Here is a 21,476-nt window from a genome sequence, read left to right as displayed (position 1 = left end):
GCGAGAGGGAGAAGGCCAAAAGCCTTTCTCTCAACAGCGGGCAGACGCCACCGGTGTCTGCCTTCGGGCACAAGCCCGAGCAGCGGTATAGAGACCCCTCCGTCGCTATCCGCCTGGCTGGTGGTTCTACATGATCGCGTACTGCGGTCGTGACAGTTTAATGCTGTGATTCTGGAGAACGCGTTAATGACGCAACACGATAGCGAAGCCGTGGATTTGGTGCTGGTGGGAGCCGGCATCATGAGTGCGACTCTGGCCGTACTGCTTAAAGAGCTCGATCCCGACATCAGGCTGGAAATTGTAGAACTGCAGGAATCCGGGGCCGTCGAAAGCTCCAATCCCTGGAACAACGCCGGCACCGGCCATGCAGGCCTGTGTGAGCTGAACTACACCCCAGACAGCAAAGACGGCTCGATCGATATCAAGAAAGCCGTCACCATCAATACGCAGTTCGAGGTCTCCAAGCAGTTCTGGGCCTATCTGACCGGCCGCGAAGGCTTCGGCAGTCCGCGCGACTTTCTCAATGTCGTGCCGCATCTGAGCTTCGTCCGCGGCCCCAAGAACATCGACTACCTGAAGCGCCGTTTCAACGCGCTGAAAACCCATCACGCGTTCGAGAACATGGTCTACACCGAAGATCGGTCGACCATGGAAGAGTGGATGCCACTGATGATGCCTGGTCGGCCCGTCGACGAGCCCATTGCCGCGACCCGTGCCATGAACGGTACTGACGTGAACTTCGGCGAGCTCACCCGGCAGATGCTGGATTATCTCGCGGCCAAACCGGGCGTGAAGATGTCCTATTTCCAGAAGGTCACCGGCCTTGCGCGCCATGGCAAAGGCTGGCGCGTTGAAATCAAGAACACCCGCGACGGCGGCAGCCGTGAGCTGGATGCCGGCTTCGTCTTCCTCGGTGCAGGTGGCGCGGCGCTGCCACTGTTGCAGATGTCCGATATTGAAGAGGGCAAGGGTTACGGTGGCTTCCCGGTCAGCGGTCAGTGGCTTCGCTGCGACAACCAGGAAATCGTCAAGCATCACCAGGCCAAGGTGTACAGCCTGGCAGCCGTTGGCGCACCGCCGATGTCGGTACCGCACCTTGACACCCGCGTCGTCGACGGCAAAAAATCGCTGTTGTTCGGGCCTTACGCTGGATTCACCACCAAATTCCTCAAGCACGGTTCACCGCTTGATCTGCCAATGTCGATCCGGCCTGCCAACCTCAAGCCAATGCTTGCCGTTGCGCGGGACAACATGGACTTGACCCGCTATCTGATCAAGGAAGTCCGCCAATCCATGGAAGACCGGCTGGAAACCCTGCGCGGTTTCTATCCCGAGGCCAAGGCTGAAGACTGGCGCCTGGAAGTAGCAGGTCAGCGTGTGCAGATCATCAAGAAAGACCCCAAGAAAGGCGGCATCCTGCAATTCGGTACCGAGCTGGTATCGGCGAAGGACGGTTCGATCGCCGCACTGTTGGGCGCCTCGCCCGGCGCCTCGGTCACCGTTTCGATCATGCTCGATCTGATCGAGCGCTGCTTTCCCGAGAAGGCGAAAAGTGAAGCCTGGAGCCGCAAGCTGGCTGAAATGTTCCCGGCACGGGAAAAGGTCCTGGAGGCCGACGCCATGGCCTATCGCGAAGTGACCGCCATGGTCGACAAGCGCTTGGGACTGGCCGACTAAGCCTGGCGCCAGTTGTCAGCCGAAGCCGCGCTGCTCGACGAGCCGCGCGGCTTTTTTTATTGCTCTCAATGCGAGAGTGAAATTTCGTCTTGGCGCGCCTGTTGCGGTAATGGGCGGCCAATCCAGCTTAAACGGAGTTCGTCGACCTGGACCCAATGCCCGTTCTGAGGCGGCTCTGCGGCGGTCAGCAGCATGCGGCAGCATTGAGCTTCGTCTAGCAGCGCGTAGTGGCGACAAACTGGGCGCCGAAACAGTGCAGTCAGCAGCGACATGAGAGTTGTCCTCAGGGAATTGCTCGGGTTATCGCACGCCTGCGTTACCGTTAGATGAAGGGTATAAAAACGCTGCAGCCCTGGTCTTTGTCGCCTCCGCTGTCAGGCGCTTGCAGGGCTGGTTATACTGCGCGCCATTCATCCCTTGATTTGGAGAAAGACAGCATGCTGAAACGCTTGTTGTTCAGTCTTGCCGCCGTATCAGCCCTGGCTCTGGCTGGTTGTGCTCACAGCCCTCAGCAGCTAGACCCCAATCCTAAAATCAACGGCACCATCAACCCCGTCGGTCAGGGTCAGCCCGTATCGGTAAGGGTTGTGGATGGTCGGCCATCGCCTACGCTCGGTACCCGCGGTGGGCTCTACCCTGAAACCAGCGCCGTTATCGTTCCGAAAGACAAGGTAGTGCCCAAGCTGCAGGCGCAAGCCGAAGCTGCAGTCCGTCTGCTTGGCTTCACCCCGTCGCCCAACGCCTATAACGCCCCGCAACTGACCGTGACCCTCGCCGAGCTTAAGTACCAGTCGCCCAAGGAAGGCCTGTACGTGACCGAGGCGACCATCGGCGCGACCTTCCGCGTCGAGGTGCAGAATGGTGGCCGTCGCTATACAGGACGCTACGGTGCATCGCTCAATCAGCGATTCGGTATGGCACCTAACGAGCAGACCAACACAAAGCTGGTCAGCGATGTGTTGAGTGATGCGTTGAGCCGCGCCTTCCGCGATCAGAGCATCGGTCAGGTTCTATCGCAGTAGTCGGTGTGAGCTAGCCGTCGGCAAAAAAAGAAACCCGCATCAAGGTGCGGGTTTTTTTTGGCCTGGCCACTGGACGCATCGGTAGATGTGCGCCGTAACGGCCTTCCAGTACGGCCCGGTGACCGTCGGAATGCGAGCAGAGGTATAAGCAGGAAATAAAAACGCCCCGCTAATGCGGGGCGTTCGCTCGGCACGGATGCCGAAGGTTGTGACTCAGCGTACGCCAGAGTTACGCAGTGCAGCCGGGGTGTACTGGTTCGAGTTGGCGTTGTAGTTGTAGGTGTAGGGGTTCTTTTCCTCGTTCTTCATACCCATGACCAGGTAGCGGCCTGAAATCAGGTCGTACAGCGTCTCCATGGCATACAGAGGCACTTGGGCGTTGTAGATGTACTCGGCATGTGCTTCAGCTACGCGCCATAGGGAGTCGCGGCCGTCGTAGTGGTCGATAACCGCAGCCTGCCAGGTGTCTTCATCGATGAAGAAGTTACGTTTGGCATAGATGTGGCGTTCGCCTTTCTTGAGGGTCGCTTCGACTTCCCATACGCGATGCAGCTCATAGCGGGTCAGGTCCTGGTTGATGTGGCCGGCCTTGATGATGTCGTCGTACTTGAGTTGCGGTGAATCCAGGCGATACGCGTTGTACGGAATGTACATTTCCTTCTTGCCCACCAGCTTCCAGTCATAACGATCTGGCGCCCCGTTGAACATATCCAGGTTGTCGGAAGTGCGCAGACCGTCTGCAGCCGTGCCGGGGCCGTCATAGGCGACCTGAGGCGCACGACGGACGCGGCGTTGTCCAGCGTTGTAGATCCACGCCATGCGCGGCTCTTTGACCTGATCGAGCGTTTCGTGGACCAGCAAGACGTTGCCTGCCAGGCGCGACGGCTCGGTTACCTGCTGCTTGAAGTAGAACAGCACATTGCTGTGCTTCTCGGGGTTGTAGTCGGTCAGGGTGTCGGTATAGACGACTTCGTCGACGAACTTGACCAGGCTGTAGCTGCCGTTCACCTGAGGCGTCGCCTGAGCCACCGTCCGGCGGGCTGAACCGCCCCGGTAACGGGTAATGTGGTTCCAGATCACTTCCATGCCGTCCTGGGGGATCGGGAAGGCTACGGCAGTATCGAAGTTCTCCAGACCGTTGCCGCCACGGACCAGTTTGGTCTGCGTCGCGTTCTTTGCCGCTGCCTCGTAAATGCGCTGAGGCACTGCGGCACTGCGGCGGGTTTCAAATACAGGTAGGCGATAGGTATCTGGATAGCGCTTGAGCATGGCGATCTGCCCAGGGCTCAGGTTGTCCTTGTATTGCTCGAAGTTCTGCGCAGTGATGGTGAACTTCGGCTTGTCGTTCGGATAAGGATCACTGACGAATCCATCCGAGCCTACGGCTGCGGCGTCCGTTGTAAGCCCGCCCGTCCAGGCAGGAATGGTCCCCGCGGCGTTTCCGGCTTTTTCTGCGCCAATTGGGGTCAGGCTTTCGCCCAACTTGGCTGCTTCCGATTCAGATACAGCCGCCATGGCTCCACTTGCCAGCACAGCGCTTGCCAGCAAAGAGAGTGTGAGGGCCCCCGACTTAAACTTGTTCTTATTCATTGTTCGGTCCTGTTGATCTAGTAACGGATTCCCGGCAAGCGATGCCGTAAGCGCGGCGCTTGCCAGTGGCGACTTCCACGAAGGAGGTGGCGGGCTGCTAGCCCGGTAATCACGCCAGATGCGCAGCTATTACAAGTAGCCGTTTGCTCGACCCCGCGGCAGTCCCGCCTGGTTAATCAACCCAGGCGCACGCTCTATTTCGGTTGTTCGAGGCAAGGAGAGGGTGAAGCTGCGACGGACTATAAGTCAACAATCGGGACGGTTCCCATCTGCATAAATGGCGCAAATACCCGGCAAATTGCCATCTCTTGGTTGCCTTCCATTTGGTCGGAAATCAGCTGAGCCCTTACTGCCGCTTCGATAGACTCCGCAACCGCGTCGACGCCCATCGGCGGGCTCATGCGTTCAGTGTTTTTGGAGGTTCGGTTGTCACTGAGTATCGATTTTCCCGGGCTGGCAAGTGTTGCATTCATGCTCAACTCGATGGCGCTGCTGATTGCGTTATGCGGGAGTTGGTTGCTTTTGGCTACCCGCTGGCGCCGGCAGCTCGCCGGCCCTACTGGGCAATTGGCCGAGAGCCAGGTGGGCATGGGCAGGTCGCGTGGCGGGGCGGCCATACAGCCGATCGACAAGTTCTTCTATGCGTTCGGCTCTGGCAGCCTCGTGCTTGCCTGGCTGTTGTCTTCGCTTACCCGGCTGGTTTAGGCAGCCGGGTCCGGCAAACGCTCAGAGGCTAAGCCCGGCCTTCAATCGATATTGATTACGGACCGGAGTGGCGTACTGCTGAATCAGGTAGGGTTGCTGAACGCTTGGGCAGCCCGCGAGGCGTTTGCCCCATTCGGCTTCGGCCCGCTCGATTTCCGCGGGGGTGAACAAATCCCCTAGATCAGGAATCGTGATCTCAGGGTCTCGGTCGTTCCAGATTCGATAAGCCAGGTAGTTCACTGGGAAAAGGCGATAGTCGCCGAGAATCTGTTGGTCGATATCGACAGCCAGCTGCTTGGCATCCTCTGGCACTTCGGTAACGGGTTTTCCGAAGCTGACGTGCACCCGTCCTTTATAGCCGGTGATCCCGAGCGCGATGCTCGTGTCATCCTCGCCGGGCGCTTTGCTGTAGCTGCCCGTGGTGGCGCGTATATAGAGTTCGCGTGCCTTCGCCTGATCGCAGGGGTCGTATTCATAGCTGATCGACACTGGAGTAGGTCTTAGCGTGGCCAGCGAGTCGGCAAAAGGCTCGTCTTTACGGCTCATGTGCAGCATCTTCAGGATCGCCGAGTCAGTCCGATCGTCTCCGTCCTTGGCGCGCCCCTCAGCCTGCGCAATCCAGATCGACTCGCCGTCGTTGCGTATCGAATGGTTTATGTAGGCCGAAAGCACCTGATACGCGGCCAATTTTTCACGTCGTCCGGTGATCGAGCGGCGCACGATAAAGCTCTTGTTCAAGCGCATCAGGTCGCTGACGAAAGGTCGTTGCAGCAGGTTGTCGCCAATGGCGATGCGGGGCGTGCGCATCTTGGTCTGATAGAGCGCGTAGTTGACGAAAGCCGGGTCCATGACGATATCGCGATGATTGGCAATAAACAGGTAGGCGCGGCCGGGCTGCAGGTTTTCCAGCCCTGAATAGGTAATGCCATCGGTGGCCCGTTCGATGGTGCGATCAAGGTACATCTCGATTCGCGCCTGGAGCGTGTCGACCGAATGAATGCCGGCGAACTCGCGCCGCAGTCGTTGAGCTATAAGTGGTTTAAGCATCCAGCCCATAGGGCCAGCCAGCCGGGGAAAGCGGAAGCGCGCCAGGATGTCGAGAAATTCCCGATCGGCGAACAGTCGCGCCATCACGGCAGGGACTTCCGCATCGGCATAAGGTCGGATGGCTTCGAATTCGTCCATCATGCTCTCTGTAAGGGTAACAACTGAATAACCCCGGTGGTTTCGGGTCGAATGTGTCTGTGCGCTTGGCATTATCAAGATTGCCGCAAGCTGCGGTAAATCAATGTGCGTACCAGGACGACTCGGCTACGCGGACGGCAATTCGCGTGGGCGGTCAACAGACTGGCGGCGATTATAGCGACAACTGAAGCAGGAGACGCTGATGCTCGAATCACAGGACTATCAATGCCCCTATTGTGGCGAAGGCGTGGAGGCGTTGCTTGATCTGAGCGGCGGCGATCAACGCTATATCGAAGATTGCTCCGTTTGTTGCCGGCCGATCGTCTTCGACCTACGGACCGATGGCCATGACTGGCAGCTCGACGTGCTGCGGGAGGATGAATAGATGCAGCGGATATACGAGCCTCGTGACCTGCTCGAAGCCGAGATGCTGCGCGGCATGCTGATCGCCGAGGGCATCGAGGTGTATCTCAACGGGAGGCATTTGATCGGTGCTGTTGGTGAGTTGCCCGTCGCCGGGCTGCTCAGCCTTATGGTGGCCGATGACGAGGCCGAACGCGCGCGTCGGTTGATCGCTGAGTACAATGGCGCCGAGCCGCTGCCCGGAGACGAACCCGAAAGCTATCCCGGAGAACTGATCTGTTGATTCGAGGTTGGCTGGCCTCCAGCGCTCAGTCGGACCCTTTCCTAAACGAGTTTCGAATCTATGTGTGGCCGTTTCGCCCTGTTTCGCTGGAGTCCCACCTTCGCCGCGCTGCCTGGTTTCCCTGCTGATCAGCAACCTCACTGGAGCCTTGCGCCTGGTGCAACGGTACTGCTGCTGCGTCAAGTAGAGGAGGAACTGCAATTGAGCAGCGTGCGCTGGGGTCTGACCCCGCCCTGGCTGGCTGACTTCACCCGAACGCCAGCGCAGGCGCGGGCTGAAACCCTCTCCGAACAACCGATGTTTCGCGACGCGTATCGACTGCGAAGAGGCGTGCTGCCGGCTAATGGCTTTTACGAATGGCGCGGCACGGCGCGCAAGCGTCCCTACTGGATGACGTCTGATGATTCGCTGATGTACTTCGCGGCCATCTGGGAAGCCTATCCGGTAGAAGGGCGCACTTATCTGAGCGCCGCTGTGGTGACGCATCCAGCGGCAAATCAGCGGCGACCGCTGATGTTGGACCAGGCAGCCATGGCCGCCTGGCTCGATCCGCAGACGCCACTCGAAACGCTGGATACCTTGCTGAGCGCGCCGCAGCCGGCGCTCCGCGAGCGGCCGCTGGCAACGTTCGTCAATGACCCAGAACTCGACGCGCCTGAATGTCTGACGCCGGTGAACTGATCACGCGTGGCGTGGCCAAGTTAAGTTCGCGATGAAGTTCTGGTTGTTGCGTATCTGCTTACTAGATTGCGGTGCTTGCACGCCAGCGGCAGTTGCCCGAGGCGCAGCCTGGCTCTAGCATACGGCGCTGAATTCTCGGGAGACGCGCCATGTTCAAGCCGCATCCATTAGCTCTTTTTCTGGCAGCCTCACTGCTTGCTGGTTGTCAGGCCGTAAACACCACCAGCGGCGGTGCGGTCGGGGTTGAACGCAAGCAATACATGTTCAGCATGCTGTCGACCGAACAGGTCAATCAGATGTACGCCCAGTCCTACCAGCAGACCTTGAGTGAAGCCCAAAAGAAAGGCGTGCTGGAGAAAAGCAGCCCAGTCGCCAAACGCGTCGACGCCATCGCTCGACGGCTGATTGCCGAAGTGCCAGCATTCCGTCCTGATGCGGCGCAGTGGGCATGGGAGGTCAACGTGATTGACAGTCCGGAGCTGAATGCCAACTGCGGCCCGGGCGGCAAGATCATTTTCTACACCGGATTGATCGAAAAACTGAAGCTTACCGATGACGAGATCGCCGCCGTGATGGGCCACGAGATTGCCCACGCCCTGCGCGAGCATGGGCGCGAAGCCATGTCCAAGGCTTATGGTGTGCAGATGGCTACGCAACTCGGTTCGGCGGTCGGCATTGGCGACGGCAGCCTTCAGCTGGCCAATATGGGTGTGCAATACCTGATGACGCTGCCTAACAGCCGCAGCAATGAGAACGAGGCGGACCTGATCGGCCTGGAGTTGTCTGCGCGTGCGGGATACAACCCGAATGCGGCGGTCAGCCTCTGGCAGAAGATGGGTGCCGCTGGTGGCTCGGCGCCGCCGGAATTCCTCAGCACTCACCCATCTTCAAGTAGTCGGACCCAAGCGCTGCAGCAGACCATCCCGAAGGTCATGCCGTTGTACCAGCAGCGCCGCTGATGACTGCGGTTGCCACCACCTGATCAGGTCGGTGGCAACGTCACGGGAATCGGGCTTTCCAGGCCCAATTGGCTGCGGGCGCTTTCGAGGTCGAAGAGGGTATTGATCTCCTCGATGTCGCCGCTCGGGTTGAGCGTCCAGATCGACATCGCTGCGACCGTGAGAATCTTGCCGCTCGGTGCGAGACCGAAGACGGATTTCTCCAGAGTGCCGAACAGCGTGCTGGACGTCACGACACGGTTGCCTTCGCTCAGGCACTCATCGACTGCGACTTCCAAGTCCGGAATGGCCTGGCGGATTTCCCGCACGATCAAGCCAAAACCGGCACTGTTGACCGGCTGGGAGATGAACGAGCTCCTGTAGCTGAAGTAACGGCTCTGCAGCTGTTCAGCCAGTGCCAGCCGACCTTTGCTCCAGCTCAGGTCGATATGCTGCTGAACCCGCCGTTTTCGTTCCTCCGGTGACATGCCGCCTGCTCCCCTCGTGTGCCGCCAGAACGCGGTGAACGCGCACTCTAACAGCACACCTGATGCAGCAATTTGCGCTGTGTATCAGACTGGAAGCGTGCCGCTCAGACGTAACGCCTGGAAGACGGCATATAGCGCCAAAGCGGCGAAGCCGAAGGCGGCGATTCGGCGGATAACCGTGAGTGGCATCCGGTCAGCGGCGAAGTTGCCGGCCAGTACCACAGGTACGTTGGCGATCAGCATCCCGAGCGTCGAGCCGATGATCACCAGGACGAAGTCGGGATATTGCGCGGCAAGCATGACGGTGGCGACTTGTGTCTTGTCGCCCATCTCGGCCAGGAAGAACGCGATCAGCGTCGCGACGAAGGGGCCGAAGCGCCGGCCTCTCGAGGCTTCCTCTTCCTCGAGCTTGTCCGGTACCAGCGTCCACAACGCAACAGCCGCAAATGAGGCGGCCAGAATCCAGCTCAGTATGGCGGGGGAGACCAGCGATGAAACCCAGCTGCCGACGGCACCAGCTGCGGCATGGTTGGCGAGCGTCGCCACCACGATGCCCATTATGATCGGGATGGGTTTTCGATAGCGGGCAGCCAGGAGCAGTGCGAGCAGCTGCGTTTTATCGCCAATCTCGGCGAGCGCAACGATCAGGGTGGGGATGTAGAACGATTCCAACAGACTTCCTTGCGGGGGCGGGTCGACGAATCACCATGACACGCACCGCCTGCCCGCCCCGGGTCAGGTGTACGTGTCATGGGTCTTGTCAAACCGGGCACGGGCTGTAGGCAGGCCGCGCGGGTCGCATGCACCATGGTCTGTGGACCAAGTATGTTGACGCATGCCAGGCAAGCTGGGCGCTCGCCGGAGACTACTCCCCCAGGACGGGCGCGAGTTTGCCCAAGGGCCGCCCGTTGTGCAAGTCGCGCAATAGCCAATTCATGCACGTTGCGCGCGGTAGATACGAAAGCCGTCTGCGCTGATTAACGTATCGCATCGGCCCAGGTGGGCCTCGATCAGCGGCGGGTACTTGAGAAACGCATTGGCCACCAGTCGCAGCTCGCCACCAGGCCGCAGATGGGTTGCGGCCCGTTTCAGGAGCGTTTCGCTGGCTTCGTAATGGGTGTGAACGCCCTGGTGGAATGGCGGGTTGCTGACGATGGCTGCGCATTCCCCAGGTGCCCCGTCAATGCCGTCGCCCGCAATGACTTGCGCCTGCAGCCCGTTGGCCGCAAGGGTCATGCGGCTGCTGGCGACTGCGAAGGCGTCGACGTCCAGCATTACCACTTCGCTATCCGGGTAGCGGCGTTTCAGCGATGCGCCGATGATCCCTGCGCCGCAGCCGAAATCGAGCAGCCGACCTGGTGGGAGCCCGTCGAGCTGTTCCAACAGCAGAGCTGTGCCCCGATCAATCCGGCCGTGGCTGAACACCCCCGGTAAGCTGACGATCGCCAAGGAGCCGTCGTCTAGCTTGAGGTCGAATCGTTGAGCGAGCTTTTCGAGATCTGGGGCGTCTGGGCTGTTCGTCACTCTCAGTTGCCACAGCTGGCAGTGCCGAGCGCTATCGAGCTTGCGCGCCTCGCCAAAGGGAGCGAGCTGGCGGGCGGCACGTTCGACACCGGCGCGTTTCTCGCCAACCAGATAGAGCAGCCGGCTCGGCAATGTGGCGGCCAGCGCGTGCAACAGGTAGTCGGTGAGTTCGCGGGACTTGGGTAGAAACAGCACGGCGGTATCAAATGCCGTTGCCGGTGGTTCAACGGCAAAGGTGCAACGACCTGCGAAGCGCGCCTGCAACTTCTGATAATCGCCCGCATGCCAGCTCCAGCCCACGGAGTCGGGCAATCGACCCAGCAAATCATCAGCTGGTAGCCCGGCAAGCAGCAGTTTGCCGCTGAATAATTCAGGCTGACGCAGCAGTACTTCGCTACGGGGATCCATGATGCCTCCGGGCAAAAGCTGGCGAGCTTATCAGCGTTCCGCCCGGTGGTAGAAGGGTCAGCCCACCTGACGCTTGGGCGCGCCGGCGAAGAATGCTTCGGCGTTCTCGCTCAGCTGGCCAACGATACGTTGACGCGCTTCGCGGCTGCCCCAGGCGCTGTGCGGCGTCACGATAAGTCGCGGCACGTCCGCTGCCAGCAAGGGATTGTCATTGCTCGGCGGTTCGCTGGTAAGAACGTCAGTAGCGGCGCCGCCCAAATGGCCGCTGCGCAAGGTATCGGCCAAGGCCTGCTCGTCGATGAGTCCGCCACGCGCGGTGTTGATGATGAATGCCGATGGCTTCATGAGCTGCAACTCGCGCGCGCCTATCAGATTGCGCGTCTGCTCGGTGAGCGGGCAGTGCAGCGTCAGGGCGTCGACTTGCGGCAGTAGTTCATCGAGATCCAGGCGACCATCGCGTGGCGTGCGGCCCGGCAGATTGCCGGTCACGACACGCATGCCCAACGCTTCTGCCAGTCGGGCTACGGCACTACCAAGCTCGCCATGCCCAAGCACACCAAGAGTCTTGCCCGCTAATTCAACGATCGGAAAATCCAGCAGGCAGAACTGCCCACTCTCCTGCCAACGGCAGCGGGCCACGGCGCCCTGGTAATCCGGGAGTCGCGTGGCTAGCGCGAGTAGTAGCATTATCGTGTGCTGAGCCACAGTAGCGGTGCCGTAACCCTGGCAGTTGCATACGGCGATGCCGTGTTGCTTTGCAGCTGCCAGGTCGATGTTGTTAACGCCCGTGGCAGCGACCAGAATCAACTTGAGCTCTGGGCAGGCGGCAAGCACGTCGGCGCTCAAGGCGACCTTGTTGACGATTGCGACCTGAGCACCTTCCAGTCGGTCGATGATCTGCGTTTCGCTGGTGTGCTCGTGGCAGACCAGTTCAGCGAACGCTGACTGCAGAGGCGACAGGTCCAGGTCACCCTGGTCGAGTGGAAGCAGGTCAAGGAATACGGCGCGGCGATTGCTCATGGACTTTACTCATTCGAATCGGCGGGTGGTTGACCCGCCCCGGAAATACGGAGTTACTCGATGTATTGGACGGAATTTCTCACCGTGGCGCTGGTTCACCTTTTGGCTGTTGCCAGTCCAGGTCCGGACTTTGCGGTGGTCGTTCGTGAAAGCGTGCTTCGAGGACAGCGCAGTGGCAGCTGGACTGCCATCGGTGTGGGCGGAGGAATCTTGGTACACGTCGCCTATTCGTTACTCGGGATCGGCCTGATCGTCTCGCAGTCGATCGTGCTGTTCAACCTCTTCAAATGGTTGGCGGCGGGTTATCTGTTCTATCTCGGCTTCCAGGCGCTGCGAGCAAAGCCCGTTGCGGTAGGGGACATCCCGACCTCTGGCTCAGGCGCGGCCTTGTCACCTCGGCGGGCGTTCACCATCGGTTTCGTCACCAATGGCCTGAACCCTAAAGCCACGCTGTTCTTTCTCTCGTTATTCACGGTTGTTATTGACCCCCACACCCCGCTCGCGGTTCAGGCAGGGTATGGGGTATATCTGGCATTCGCTACCGGCTTCTGGTTTTGCCTGGTGGCCTGGTTGTTCAGCCGTGAGCGCGTCAGAGCCGGTTTCACACGCATGGGGCACTGGTTCGACAGGGTCACTGGCGCTGTGTTGATCGGGCTTGGGGTTCGGCTTGCGGCCAGCGAAATCGCCTGAACGGCGTGGCCTGCCGCTTCGCGCGCATCCAACTGCGATCGAGCAGTCGCCACGCCGGCGACCCGCGTGAATGCGGCTTGGCCCGGCCCGGTGAGCGGTCGCGACCTTGCTTAGCGTGCATCTCATAACATCAATAACAGGAAGCCCTATGTTGCAGACACGAGTGATCAAACCCGCCGCCAATGCCTATCAGTATCCTCTGTTGATCAAGAGCCTGCTGCTGTCAGGGCAGCGCTACGAGCGTACCCGTGAAATCGTCTACCGCGATCAGCTGCGATACGACTACCGAACCCTGGGTGAGCGCATTGCCCGTCTGGCCAATGTGTTGACCGATGCTGGTGTCAAGGCGGGCGACACGGTCGCTGTGATGGATTGGGACAGTCATCGCTACCTGGAGTGCATGTTCGCGATCCCGATGATTGGCGCCGTGGTTCACACCATCAACGTGCGCCTTTCGCCCGAGCAGATCCTCTACACCATGAACCACGCCGAGGACCGTTTTGTTCTCGTCAATAGCGAGTTCGTGCCCCTGTATCAGGCTATCGCCGGACAGCTCACAACCGTCGATAAAACCCTGCTGATCACCGACGCCGAGGAAAAGAGCAGCGATTTGCCTAATTGTGTCGGTGAATACGAAAACCTGCTGGCATCGGCAAAGCCCCACTACGATTTCCCCGACTTCGATGAAAACTCGGTGGCGACCACCTTCTACACCACCGGCACCACTGGCGATCCCAAAGGCGTGTATTTCACTCACCGGCAATTGGTGCTGCACACGCTCGCCGGCGCGGTGACCGTTGGTTGTCGCGAGAATCCCCAGCTAATGGCTGCTGGCGACGTGTACATGCCCATCACGCCAATGTTTCACGTACATGCATGGGGGCTTCCGTACGTTGCAACCATGATGGGCCTCAAGCAGGTCTATCCGGGGCGCTATGATCCGGAGTTGCTGATCGAACTGTGGCGCCGGGAAAAGGTGACGTTTTCCCATTGCGTTCCGACCATCGTGCAGATGCTGCTCAAGGCCAAGGCGGCGCAGGGTACGGATTTCAACGGCTGGAAAATCACTATCGGCGGGAGTGCGCTGACGCGCGGCCTCTATGAGTCGGCCCGGGCCTGCGGTATGCAACTGGTTGCTGCGTACGGGATGTCTGAAACATGCCCATTGATCGCTGGCGCCCATATCAATGATGAGCTGCGCGAGGCAAGTGAAGACGAACAAACGAATTATCGGCTCAAGGCGGGCGTGCCAGTGGTCCTGGTTGATGCCGCGATCCAGGCGCCGGACGGCAGCTTCCTTCCTGCTGATGGCGCGTCCCAGGGTGAGCTGGTACTTCGAGCACCCTGGCTGACCCAGGGCTATGCGGGCAATCCGGAGAAGAGCGAAGATCTCTGGGCCGGGGGCTGGCTGCATACCGGCGACGTAGCGACCATCGACGAGATGGGTAACATCGATATTCGCGACCGTATCAAGGATGTCATCAAGACCGGAGGCGAGTGGGTTTCCTCGCTGGCCATCGAAGGCTTGATCAGCCGTCATGAGGCCGTCCGCGACGTCGCGGTGGTTGGGGTGCCTGACGAGCGTTGGGGCGAGCGGCCATTTGCCCTGCTCGTCCTGTGCGAAGGCCGACAGCTCGACGCTCGATCGCTGCAGGAGTTTCTCGAACCGGCTGTGGAGCAGGGGCAGATCAATAAATGGGCGATTCCGCAGCAGATCGCTGTGGTTGAGGACATTCCCAAAACCAGCGTGGGCAAGCTCGACAAGAAACGCATCCGGATAGACATCGCCCGCTGGCTGGAGGAGGGCAGCAGCGCGATTTCTTCCGTCTAAGCGGTGCATTGTCCGCCAGGCGCAGAACGCCCGACCTGTATACGTAACATATACGGGAAGCGGCCTGGCTGAACTCTCCGGCCTGCGCCAGTTGTGCATCGTTGATGAGGTGTTGCCGGGATCATCCAGCCATGTTGTTCAGTGGCTAGGCACAACCAAGGGCTTGGCCCCGACGTTTCATCGCGGGTTCGTCGGCACGTTCCGGTTCTGCGGTCGGACGAGTGTTAACCTATCGGCGCATTCCAGCTGTGGAACGTCGTTCGACAGGCTGGCGTCCCGCAGATGAAAGGAAGTAATGATGAAGAAGATGACTAACCTGACCGTAGTTGCCGCCACCCTTGCGTTGTTGGCTGGCTGTACCAACAATCCCTACACCGGAGAACGAGAAGCTGGCAAAGCCGGCGTCTACGGCGGGATCGGGGCGGTCAGTGGGGCGGTGATCGGTGCTGCCACGTCCAGCAAGAAGGACCGCGCCAAAGGTGCACTGATCGGCGCAACGGTTGGCGGAGCTGCAGGTGGTGGGTACGGTTACTACGTCGATACCCAGGAAGCCAAGCTTCGCCAGACTTTGCAAGGCACCGGCGTTCAAGTTCAACGCGACGGCAACAACCTGACGTTGATCATGCCGGGCAATATCACCTTCCCAAGCAATTCGGCTGATATCTCCAGCAGCTTCTACCCTACGCTTAATTCCCTTGTTCAGGTCTTCAAAGAGTTCAACAAGAACGGCATCGATATCGTCGGCCACACCGACAGCACGGGTTCGCAGCAGCTGAACCAGGATCTATCGAACCGCCGCGCTCGCAGCGTAGCTGCTTATCTTGAAGGCAACGGTGTAGCAGGTTCTCGCATATCGTCATTCGGCGCAGGCCCAAGCCAACCCATCGCCAGTAACGATACCGCTTCAGGTCGTGCGCAGAACCGTCGCGTCGAGATCAATTTGCGTCCCCTGTAAGCTGTTTAGAAAAAGGCAAGACCGCAATGGTCTTGCCTTTGCCATTTTTGTGACGTCAGCTTTATATCTTTGTCCATTGATCATTGAACCTCTAAGCAAATCGCGACTCTGAGACTCGTGACAGCGCGCCATGTTGTGGCACTGAGGAGGTCGAATGGATGATCGTTCCGCTCTCCATTCTCGTAAGCCTTGGCTGCCATTGGTAGTGACATTGGCCTTAATGGCCGGGCTCGGAGGATGGGTCGTCTGGCAATGGCAGGTACAGGAATCACGGGTGCGTGCCGAACAGGCCCAGCGGTTCAACCTGGCCGTCAATGACGTCGAAAATAATCTGCGAGAGCGCATGCGCGCTTATGAAATGGTCCTCCGCGGTCTGGCCGGACTTTTCGTCGGCAGCGATAACGTCACCTTGCAGGATTGGAACCGAGCGTCCGATCAGCTCCAACTCCAAGACTTCTACCCGGGTATTCAAGCTATCGCGCTTGCCCGCTATGCGCGTGCCGACACGCTCAGCGAAGTGATCACCAAAATTCAGCAGGGCGGTCGTAGTGACTTCAGGGTATATCCGCCGGGCGAGCGTGATGAATACCTGATCACCGATTACATACATCCATTGGATTGGCGCAACCGCCGGGTCATTGGGTTCGACATGCTGAGTGAGGAAACGCGCCGGGAAGCTATCACCGCTGCTCGCAATATCGGAACCCCAATGCTCACCGGCCCTCTGCGGCTCAAGCAGGAGACCGAGCAGAACGCGCAAGTTGGCATCCTGCTTTACCTGCCGCTCTATCGAGCCGGTGCGCCAGTAACGACTTTGGAAGAGCGACAGAGCGCTTTTGCCGGCACGCTGCACGGCGCCTTTCGGCTGACGGACCTGATGGAAGGAGTATTAGGTTCGCGTAGCAAACTGTTCCAGCTTCAGTTGTTCGATGCCTCAGAGCCAGATGAGCCATTGCTGGTGGGTCGTGCTCCGGTGAGTGCCGATGCCGGCTTCCATCGCACTCGCAACATCTACATGTACGGTCGAAGCTGGCAGCTGGAAGTCGCCAGCACGCCGGAGTACGAAGCGATCCTGAATCGGGTCGGGCGCGCCTTCAATCTCGCGGCTGCGCTCACTGCCGCGATTTTATTCTCCATGTTGATAGGCGGTTATCTGTTCCTGCGCGAGCGTACTCTGCGCGGTAGTCAGGCGCTCGGCGCGCAACTCCAGGAGCGCGAGGCATGGTTCCGGCAGCTGATTGAACAACTACCAGTGGCAACGGTGTTGTGCAACGACCAGGGCCGAATCGAGCTTGCGAATCAGAGCGCCGCAGCTCTGCTGGGCAGCAGCGCGGGGATGCTCGCGGGCGAACGGCTCGGTCGCTATGTGCCTGGTGCGCTGGATGGTCCGGCTGGAGGTCCACGCGAAGAGACCAACCAGCATGAAAGCCAGGCATTGCGCGAAGACGGTACGCCCATACCTGTGTCTCTGAGCCTGACCAGTTTCAAGCGCGACAAAACGGTCCATCACTTGCTGAATCTGGTCGATCTGCAACAGCGAAAGCGTGATGAAGAGCGCTTCCGCAACGTGGTCGAAGCCTCCCCCAATGCTTTTTTGCTGTTCGACCATGATGGCCGCATCGTGATGGTCAATCGTCAGACCGAACTGCTGTTTGGCTACAGCCGGCAGGAGCTGCTCGATCAGCCTGTGGAAATGCTCATCCCTGAGTCGATGCGCAAGACCTACATCGAAGTTCGCCACCGTTTCGGTCAAACCCCTGAGTCGCGCAGGCTGGGTGAAAACCGAGAGCTGTTCGGCCGCCACCGGGATGGGCACCTGCTGCCTGTCGAGGTAGGTATATCGCCATTGCGAAGTGGCGACGAGCAACTGGTACAAGCGGTCGTGACCGATATCGGCCACCGCAAGGCAGCCGAGCGGCGGCTGCGTGATCAGGCGAATGAGCTCATGGTCGCCAATCGCTACAAATCCGAATTCCTTGCCAACATGTCCCATGAGCTGCGTACTCCGCTCAACAGTATCCTAATCCTTAGTGACCAGCTGAGGCAGAACGCGGCAAGTAATCTGACCGAGAAACAGGTCAGGCACGCGGACATCATCCATCGCGCTGGGCACGATCTGTTGCAGCTCATCAACGATGTGCTCGATCTGGCAAAGATCGAAGCCGGGCACATGCAGATCAAGCTGGAGCCGCTCAATCTCGGCGAGCTATTGGTGGAACTGGTAACCAGCCTCGAGCCAATGGCCCAGCAGAATGGGCTGAGCCTGAGGTCCAGAGTCGACCCCGATGTGCCTGAGTTGCTGGTCAGCGACAGGGCGAGGCTGCAGCAGATTCTTCGTAATCTCGTTACCAATGCCCTGAAGTTTACAGAGCAAGGCTCCGTTGATATTCACGTTTCTCGGGTGAGCGGCGAGCCGCCGATCAATGAGGACATGCTGCAGATCTGCGTAACCGATACCGGCATCGGTATTGCCGAAGACCAGCATGAGCGCATATTCCAGGCCTTCCAACAGATTGACGGCTCAATCAGCCGGCAATACGGCGGCACGGGACTTGGACTGTCGATTGCGCGGCAGCTGGCGGAAGTGCTGGGCGGCGGCATCCGGCTTAAGAGCGCTCCGGGCCGCGGCTCCAGTTTTACAGTCGACCTCCCACTGAAGCTCGCGCCGACCACCGAAGTCAGGACGTTGCGGCCATCGCAACGGCGAGGCCAGGGTGGCGCTCTTCTGATCGTCGAGGACGATGCCGATTTCGCTTCGGTAGTCGCCGAGGTTGGCCAGTCGCACGGGTTTTCCAGTGTCATCTGCGGAACTGGGCAAGAGGGGCTGGATGCTCTGGGGCAGGAGCGCTTCGCCGCCGTCATTCTCGACATTCTGCTGCCGGATATCAGCGGCTGGCAGGTCCACAGGACGCTGCGCGCCGACCCTCGCCACCAGGACATGCCGGTCTACATTATTTCCTGCGTTCCGCAGCCGCAGGGCTGGTCCGATGACGATGCACGCTATCTGCTCAAGCCCGTGGCGCAATCGGAGCTGGAGCGTCTGTTCGTCGACCTGGCGAAGCAGGAAGACAACTCGATACGCCTGCTGCTGGTCGAGACCGACACAGAGCGGCGTCGGCAACTGCGTGACCATTTCGAGCGGCTTGGCTACCGCGTCACTGAATGTCAGCGCAGCGAGGAAGCTCGGCTGGCTTATGCCGAACACAGCTACACCGTGCTGATCGTCGACTTCGATCTGCCGGGAGAAGATGGGCTGGATCTGCTAGAAGCACTCGACCGCCTGCGCTCGCTCAAGGATGTAAGGGTTGTACTGAACAGCCGAGAATCCCTGTCGGAAAAGAATCTGCAGAGGCTTCAACGTTATTCATCAGTAGTGTTGTCAAAAACAGAAGGAATGGAGCATATGGAAGATGCATTGAAGCCCACCGCGGTCAAGGCCGTGGCATTGGGCTTGGAGGACGTAGGGCATCCTCTGCTGGGCCAGCGCGTACTGTTGGTGGATTCTGACGTACGAGCAATCTATTCGATCAGTGCGCTGCTCGATGAGCAGGGCTTGCAGGTGGTTCCAGCGACCACTCGTAGTGAGGCACTTGAACGATTCGATGAAGACGCGTTTGATTTGGCATTGGTTGACATATCAGTGCCGGATAACGGCGGCCCTTCACTGATTCATCAGCTCAGAAGCGACTATGGTTGTCAGGTGCCTATCGTGGCACTGGTGGTTGGTGATCTTTCAGAGGGGCGTGACAAGAGCGTTGCGGCCGGGGCCGATGATGTGTTGCTCAAGCCGGTCGAGCGGACCCAGTTGGTCGAAATGTTGAAGCGTTGCCTGGAACCAAACGATGGTTCCCACGAGAGTCCGTAAGGAGAAGTATGTGACGCATCGTTCAAGCCGGATTGGTGTTCTTGCTGACACCGTCGAAGTCGGAATTAATTATGCTCTCGTGCGGGGAGCCAGGTAATGGCTCGGGCACAGACAAAATCTGAGCCGCGTACCCGGACGTTGCTGGTTGTCGATGATCGAGAAGCAAACCTGGTGGCAATGGAAGCGCTCCTCGGTGATGGCGACTGGCAGGTCCATACGGTGAACTCCGGAGAGGCCGCGCTGCAAGCGCTGCTAGACCTGGATGTCGAGCTGGTGCTGCTTGATGTGCAGATGCCAGGCATGGATGGCTTCGAGGTCGCGCGTCTGATGCGCGGTAGCCCGCATGCACGTTACACCCCGATCATATTTGTCTCGGCCATTGCGCATACCCGCGAGTCGGTGCTGCGTGGCTACGCGACGGGGGCGGTTGACTTCATTCTCAAGCCTTTCGATCCGCAGGTGCTCAAGCACAAGATCAATACGCTGCTCAGTCATGAGCACAACAGGCGTGATCTGCAACTGCTCAGCCAGCAGCTAGATAGCGCTCGGGCATTCAACGCTTCGGTATTGAACAATGCAGCCGAGGGCATTCTGGTAGTCGGCGAGGACGGCTACATCAGTTTCGCCAATCCGGCGATTGCGCAGATGCTGCATACGCGCGTTGAAGACCTGCAGGGGACAACACTGGTGAAGCATCTCGCTTCGCCACAGATGCCAGGCGCATGGCGCGACACGGACTTCTACAAGCAGTGGCGCAGCGGCAATACTTATCGCTTGCACGAGGCGCAGCTGTATACGGCCGATGGCGGCACTCTGCCGGTGGCCTTGTCGTCATCCCCCTTGCCTCGTCAACAGCGATCGATGGTGGTGATCGCGCTGGATATGTCGGTTGTGCGGAACCTGCATGTGCAGTTGGAAACCCAGGCGGTGACGGACTCGCTCACCGGCCTGCTCAACCGACGTGGCTTTCACCAGGCGCTGGATTCGGCCCTTGCCCGCGTGGACCGCAACGGCAAGCGGATGGCGATCCTCTACATCGACCTCGACGGTTTCAAGCGCATCAACGATTCGCTCGGCCACGACGCCGGCGATGAGATTCTTTGTCGTGTGGCCCGGGTGCTCGAAGCCTGCATGCGCCCTTACGACATCATTGCGCGAATGGGTGGTGATGAATTCACTGCCCTGCTGGATTCACTCGACCACCCAGAAGACGCCGCCAAGGTCGCGGAAAAGCTCATTGAGCTCATTTCCGTGCGCCATACCATCGAAGGTACCGATGTGACTCTTGGTGCCAGTATCGGGATCGCGCATTTCCCTGATTGTGGGCAGAGCGTGGAAGAGCTGCTGCGTTCGGCTGACATGGCGATGTATGAAGCCAAGCGCAACGGCCGGCAACAGTATCGGTTTTTCTCCAGCGAAATGAATGGCCGTGCCCATGCGCGACTGATGATGGAAGAAAACCTGCGTAGCACCATCGAGCGTAACGGGTTCGCCCTGGCGTATCAGCCTCAGATCATGCTGGAAAGCGGCGAGCTGCGTGGGTTCGAGGCGCTGCTGCGGTGGGATTATGCCGGCCGCGGCGTGGTTGAACCCAATGTCTTCATTCCCCTGTTGGAGGAGACCCGGCTGATCGATCGGGTCGGCGAATGGGCACTGCGTGAAGGCCTAGCTCAATGCCGCGATTGGCGTGAGCGGTTCGGTGACAAGCTCGTATTGAGCTTCAATGTCAGCCCCGTGCAATTCGGCCGGGCTGGATTGATCGATGAATTGCGGCGCCTGCTGGAAGAGTACCAGCTCGATCCCCGCCAGTTGGAGTTGGAGGTGACCGAAGGGGCGCTGATGCAGGACCTCGAGCAGAGCTGCGAAAAGCTTCGCCAGCTGCGTGAATTGGGCGTCAGGGTGGCCGTGGATGACTTCGGCACCGGTTACTCGTCATTGGCGTATCTGCGCCATTTCGATCTCGATACATTGAAGATCGACCGCTTGTTCATCGCCAATATGCTCGATTCGCCGCGTGATGCGGCAGTGGTCAGCACCATCATCGACCTTGGGCGGAACCTGGGGCTGGAAGTGATCGCCGAAGGCGTCGAAACGCTTGCCCAGCGTGAATGGCTGCTTGCCCATGACTGTCAGGTGATGCAGGGCTTCCTGGTGGCGCCGGGCCTGGCGGTGGAGGATGCCCTGGAGTTTCCGCGCATAGTTGACTGGAACCAGCTGGATCACCAGACGGCCGGCTAGCCGGCCGCCTGCT

Annotated in this window: 19 protein-coding genes and 1 riboswitch; of the genes, 12 read left to right on the top strand and 7 right to left on the bottom strand. The window is 59.5% G+C overall.

Annotated elements, in window-relative coordinates; all coding sequences use genetic code 11:
• Positions 1–165 precede the first annotated feature (165 nt).
• Both mqo and EA797_RS12590 read left to right on the top strand, forming a co-directional pair.
• Positions 166–1,677, top strand: coding sequence for a malate dehydrogenase (quinone) (gene mqo / locus EA797_RS12600; protein ID WP_122165641.1), 1,512 nt, complete (start codon positions 166–168; stop codon positions 1,675–1,677).
• A gap of 437 nt (positions 1,678–2,114) precedes the next feature.
• Positions 2,115–2,699 carry a YajG family lipoprotein gene (locus tag EA797_RS12590; protein WP_122165637.1) on the top strand — a complete coding sequence of 195 codons (585 nt, stop codon included), beginning with the start codon at positions 2,115–2,117 and terminating at the stop codon, positions 2,697–2,699.
• 213 nt (positions 2,700–2,912) lie between these two features.
• Here EA797_RS12590 and EA797_RS12585 read toward each other — a convergent pair whose 3' ends face one another.
• On the bottom strand, positions 2,913–4,289 hold the full coding sequence (locus EA797_RS12585) for a DUF1329 domain-containing protein (RefSeq protein WP_122165635.1): 1,377 nt from the start codon (positions 4,287–4,289) through the stop codon (positions 2,913–2,915).
• Positions 4,290–4,528: 239 nt separating this feature from the next.
• Positions 4,529–4,762: a hypothetical protein gene (locus EA797_RS21840; protein WP_167468790.1), complete on the bottom strand. Its 234-nt coding sequence runs from the start codon at positions 4,760–4,762 to the stop codon at positions 4,529–4,531.
• On the opposite strand from EA797_RS21840, the gene EA797_RS12580 reads away from it, so the two are divergent.
• Complete coding sequence (locus EA797_RS12580; protein ID WP_244214106.1) at positions 4,761–4,994, top strand: hypothetical protein; 234 nt, start codon at positions 4,761–4,763, stop codon at positions 4,992–4,994. The genes EA797_RS21840 and EA797_RS12580 overlap by 2 nt on opposite strands.
• Positions 4,995–5,015: 21 nt before the next feature.
• On the opposite strand, the gene EA797_RS12575 is transcribed toward EA797_RS12580, so the two are convergent.
• Positions 5,016–6,179, bottom strand: coding sequence for a 1-acyl-sn-glycerol-3-phosphate acyltransferase (locus EA797_RS12575; protein ID WP_208644439.1), 1,164 nt, complete (start codon positions 6,177–6,179; stop codon positions 5,016–5,018).
• Positions 6,180–6,381: 202 nt separating this feature from the next.
• On the opposite strand from EA797_RS12575, the gene EA797_RS12570 reads away from it, so the two are divergent.
• From EA797_RS12570 to EA797_RS12555, 4 genes are all read left to right on the top strand, one after another.
• Entirely contained in the window at positions 6,382–6,564 is a 183-nt protein-coding gene (locus EA797_RS12570) for a CPXCG motif-containing cysteine-rich protein (RefSeq protein WP_122165630.1), read from the top strand.
• A complete protein-coding gene (locus EA797_RS12565) occupies positions 6,565–6,825 on the top strand; it encodes a putative signal transducing protein (protein ID WP_122165628.1) in 261 nt (86 codons plus the stop codon). It abuts the gene before it with no gap.
• 60 nt (positions 6,826–6,885) lie between these two features.
• A complete protein-coding gene (locus tag EA797_RS12560; RefSeq protein ID WP_122165626.1) occupies positions 6,886–7,506 on the top strand; it encodes an SOS response-associated peptidase in 621 nt (206 codons plus the stop codon).
• Positions 7,507–7,655: 149 nt separating this feature from the next.
• Complete coding sequence (locus EA797_RS12555; protein WP_122165624.1) at positions 7,656–8,465, top strand: M48 family metallopeptidase; 810 nt, start codon at positions 7,656–7,658, stop codon at positions 8,463–8,465.
• Positions 8,466–8,488: 23 nt separating this feature from the next.
• On the opposite strand, the gene EA797_RS12550 is transcribed toward EA797_RS12555, so the two are convergent.
• From EA797_RS12550 to EA797_RS12535, 4 genes are all read right to left on the bottom strand, one after another.
• Positions 8,489–8,932: an ester cyclase gene (locus EA797_RS12550; RefSeq protein ID WP_122165622.1), complete on the bottom strand. Its 444-nt coding sequence runs from the start codon at positions 8,930–8,932 to the stop codon at positions 8,489–8,491.
• Positions 8,933–9,016: 84 nt separating this feature from the next.
• Positions 9,017–9,604, bottom strand: a complete 588-nt coding sequence (locus EA797_RS12545; protein WP_122165620.1) for a TMEM165/GDT1 family protein — start codon at positions 9,602–9,604, stop codon at positions 9,017–9,019.
• A 17-nt stretch (positions 9,605–9,621) separates the two neighbouring features.
• A riboswitch (yybP-ykoY riboswitch) is annotated at positions 9,622–9,825 on the bottom strand.
• A 40-nt stretch (positions 9,826–9,865) separates the two neighbouring features.
• A complete protein-coding gene (locus EA797_RS12540) occupies positions 9,866–10,864 on the bottom strand; it encodes a class I SAM-dependent methyltransferase (protein WP_122165618.1) in 999 nt (332 codons plus the stop codon).
• A gap of 57 nt (positions 10,865–10,921) precedes the next feature.
• Complete coding sequence (locus EA797_RS12535) at positions 10,922–11,884, bottom strand: 2-hydroxyacid dehydrogenase (protein WP_122165616.1); 963 nt, start codon at positions 11,882–11,884, stop codon at positions 10,922–10,924.
• Between the two features lie 60 nt (positions 11,885–11,944).
• Here EA797_RS12535 and EA797_RS12530 point away from each other — a divergent pair, with 60 nt between their 5' ends.
• From EA797_RS12530 to EA797_RS12510, 5 genes are all read left to right on the top strand, one after another.
• Entirely contained in the window at positions 11,945–12,574 is a 630-nt protein-coding gene (locus tag EA797_RS12530; RefSeq protein ID WP_122165614.1) for a LysE family translocator, read from the top strand.
• A 148-nt stretch (positions 12,575–12,722) separates the two neighbouring features.
• Positions 12,723–14,405: a fatty acid--CoA ligase gene (locus EA797_RS12525; protein ID WP_122165612.1), complete on the top strand. Its 1,683-nt coding sequence runs from the start codon at positions 12,723–12,725 to the stop codon at positions 14,403–14,405.
• Between the two features lie 298 nt (positions 14,406–14,703).
• Positions 14,704–15,360 (top strand): YiaD family glycine zipper/OmpA-like lipoprotein, encoded by a 657-nt coding sequence (locus tag EA797_RS12520; protein WP_122165610.1) that lies wholly within the window; start codon positions 14,704–14,706, stop codon positions 15,358–15,360.
• 154 nt (positions 15,361–15,514) lie between these two features.
• Complete coding sequence (locus EA797_RS12515; RefSeq protein ID WP_122165608.1) at positions 15,515–19,225, top strand: CHASE domain-containing protein; 3,711 nt, start codon at positions 15,515–15,517, stop codon at positions 19,223–19,225.
• Between the two features lie 96 nt (positions 19,226–19,321).
• Complete coding sequence (locus EA797_RS12510) at positions 19,322–21,463, top strand: putative bifunctional diguanylate cyclase/phosphodiesterase (RefSeq protein WP_122165606.1); 2,142 nt, start codon at positions 19,322–19,324, stop codon at positions 21,461–21,463.
• Positions 21,464–21,476 lie beyond the last annotated feature (13 nt).

The sequence above is a fragment of the Stutzerimonas zhaodongensis genome, assembly GCF_003696365.1.
GTDB classification, from domain to species: domain Bacteria; phylum Pseudomonadota; class Gammaproteobacteria; order Pseudomonadales; family Pseudomonadaceae; genus Stutzerimonas; species Stutzerimonas zhaodongensis.
Note: the sequence above shows the minus strand (reverse complement) of the source record. Positions and strands in the feature narration are given on the sequence as shown.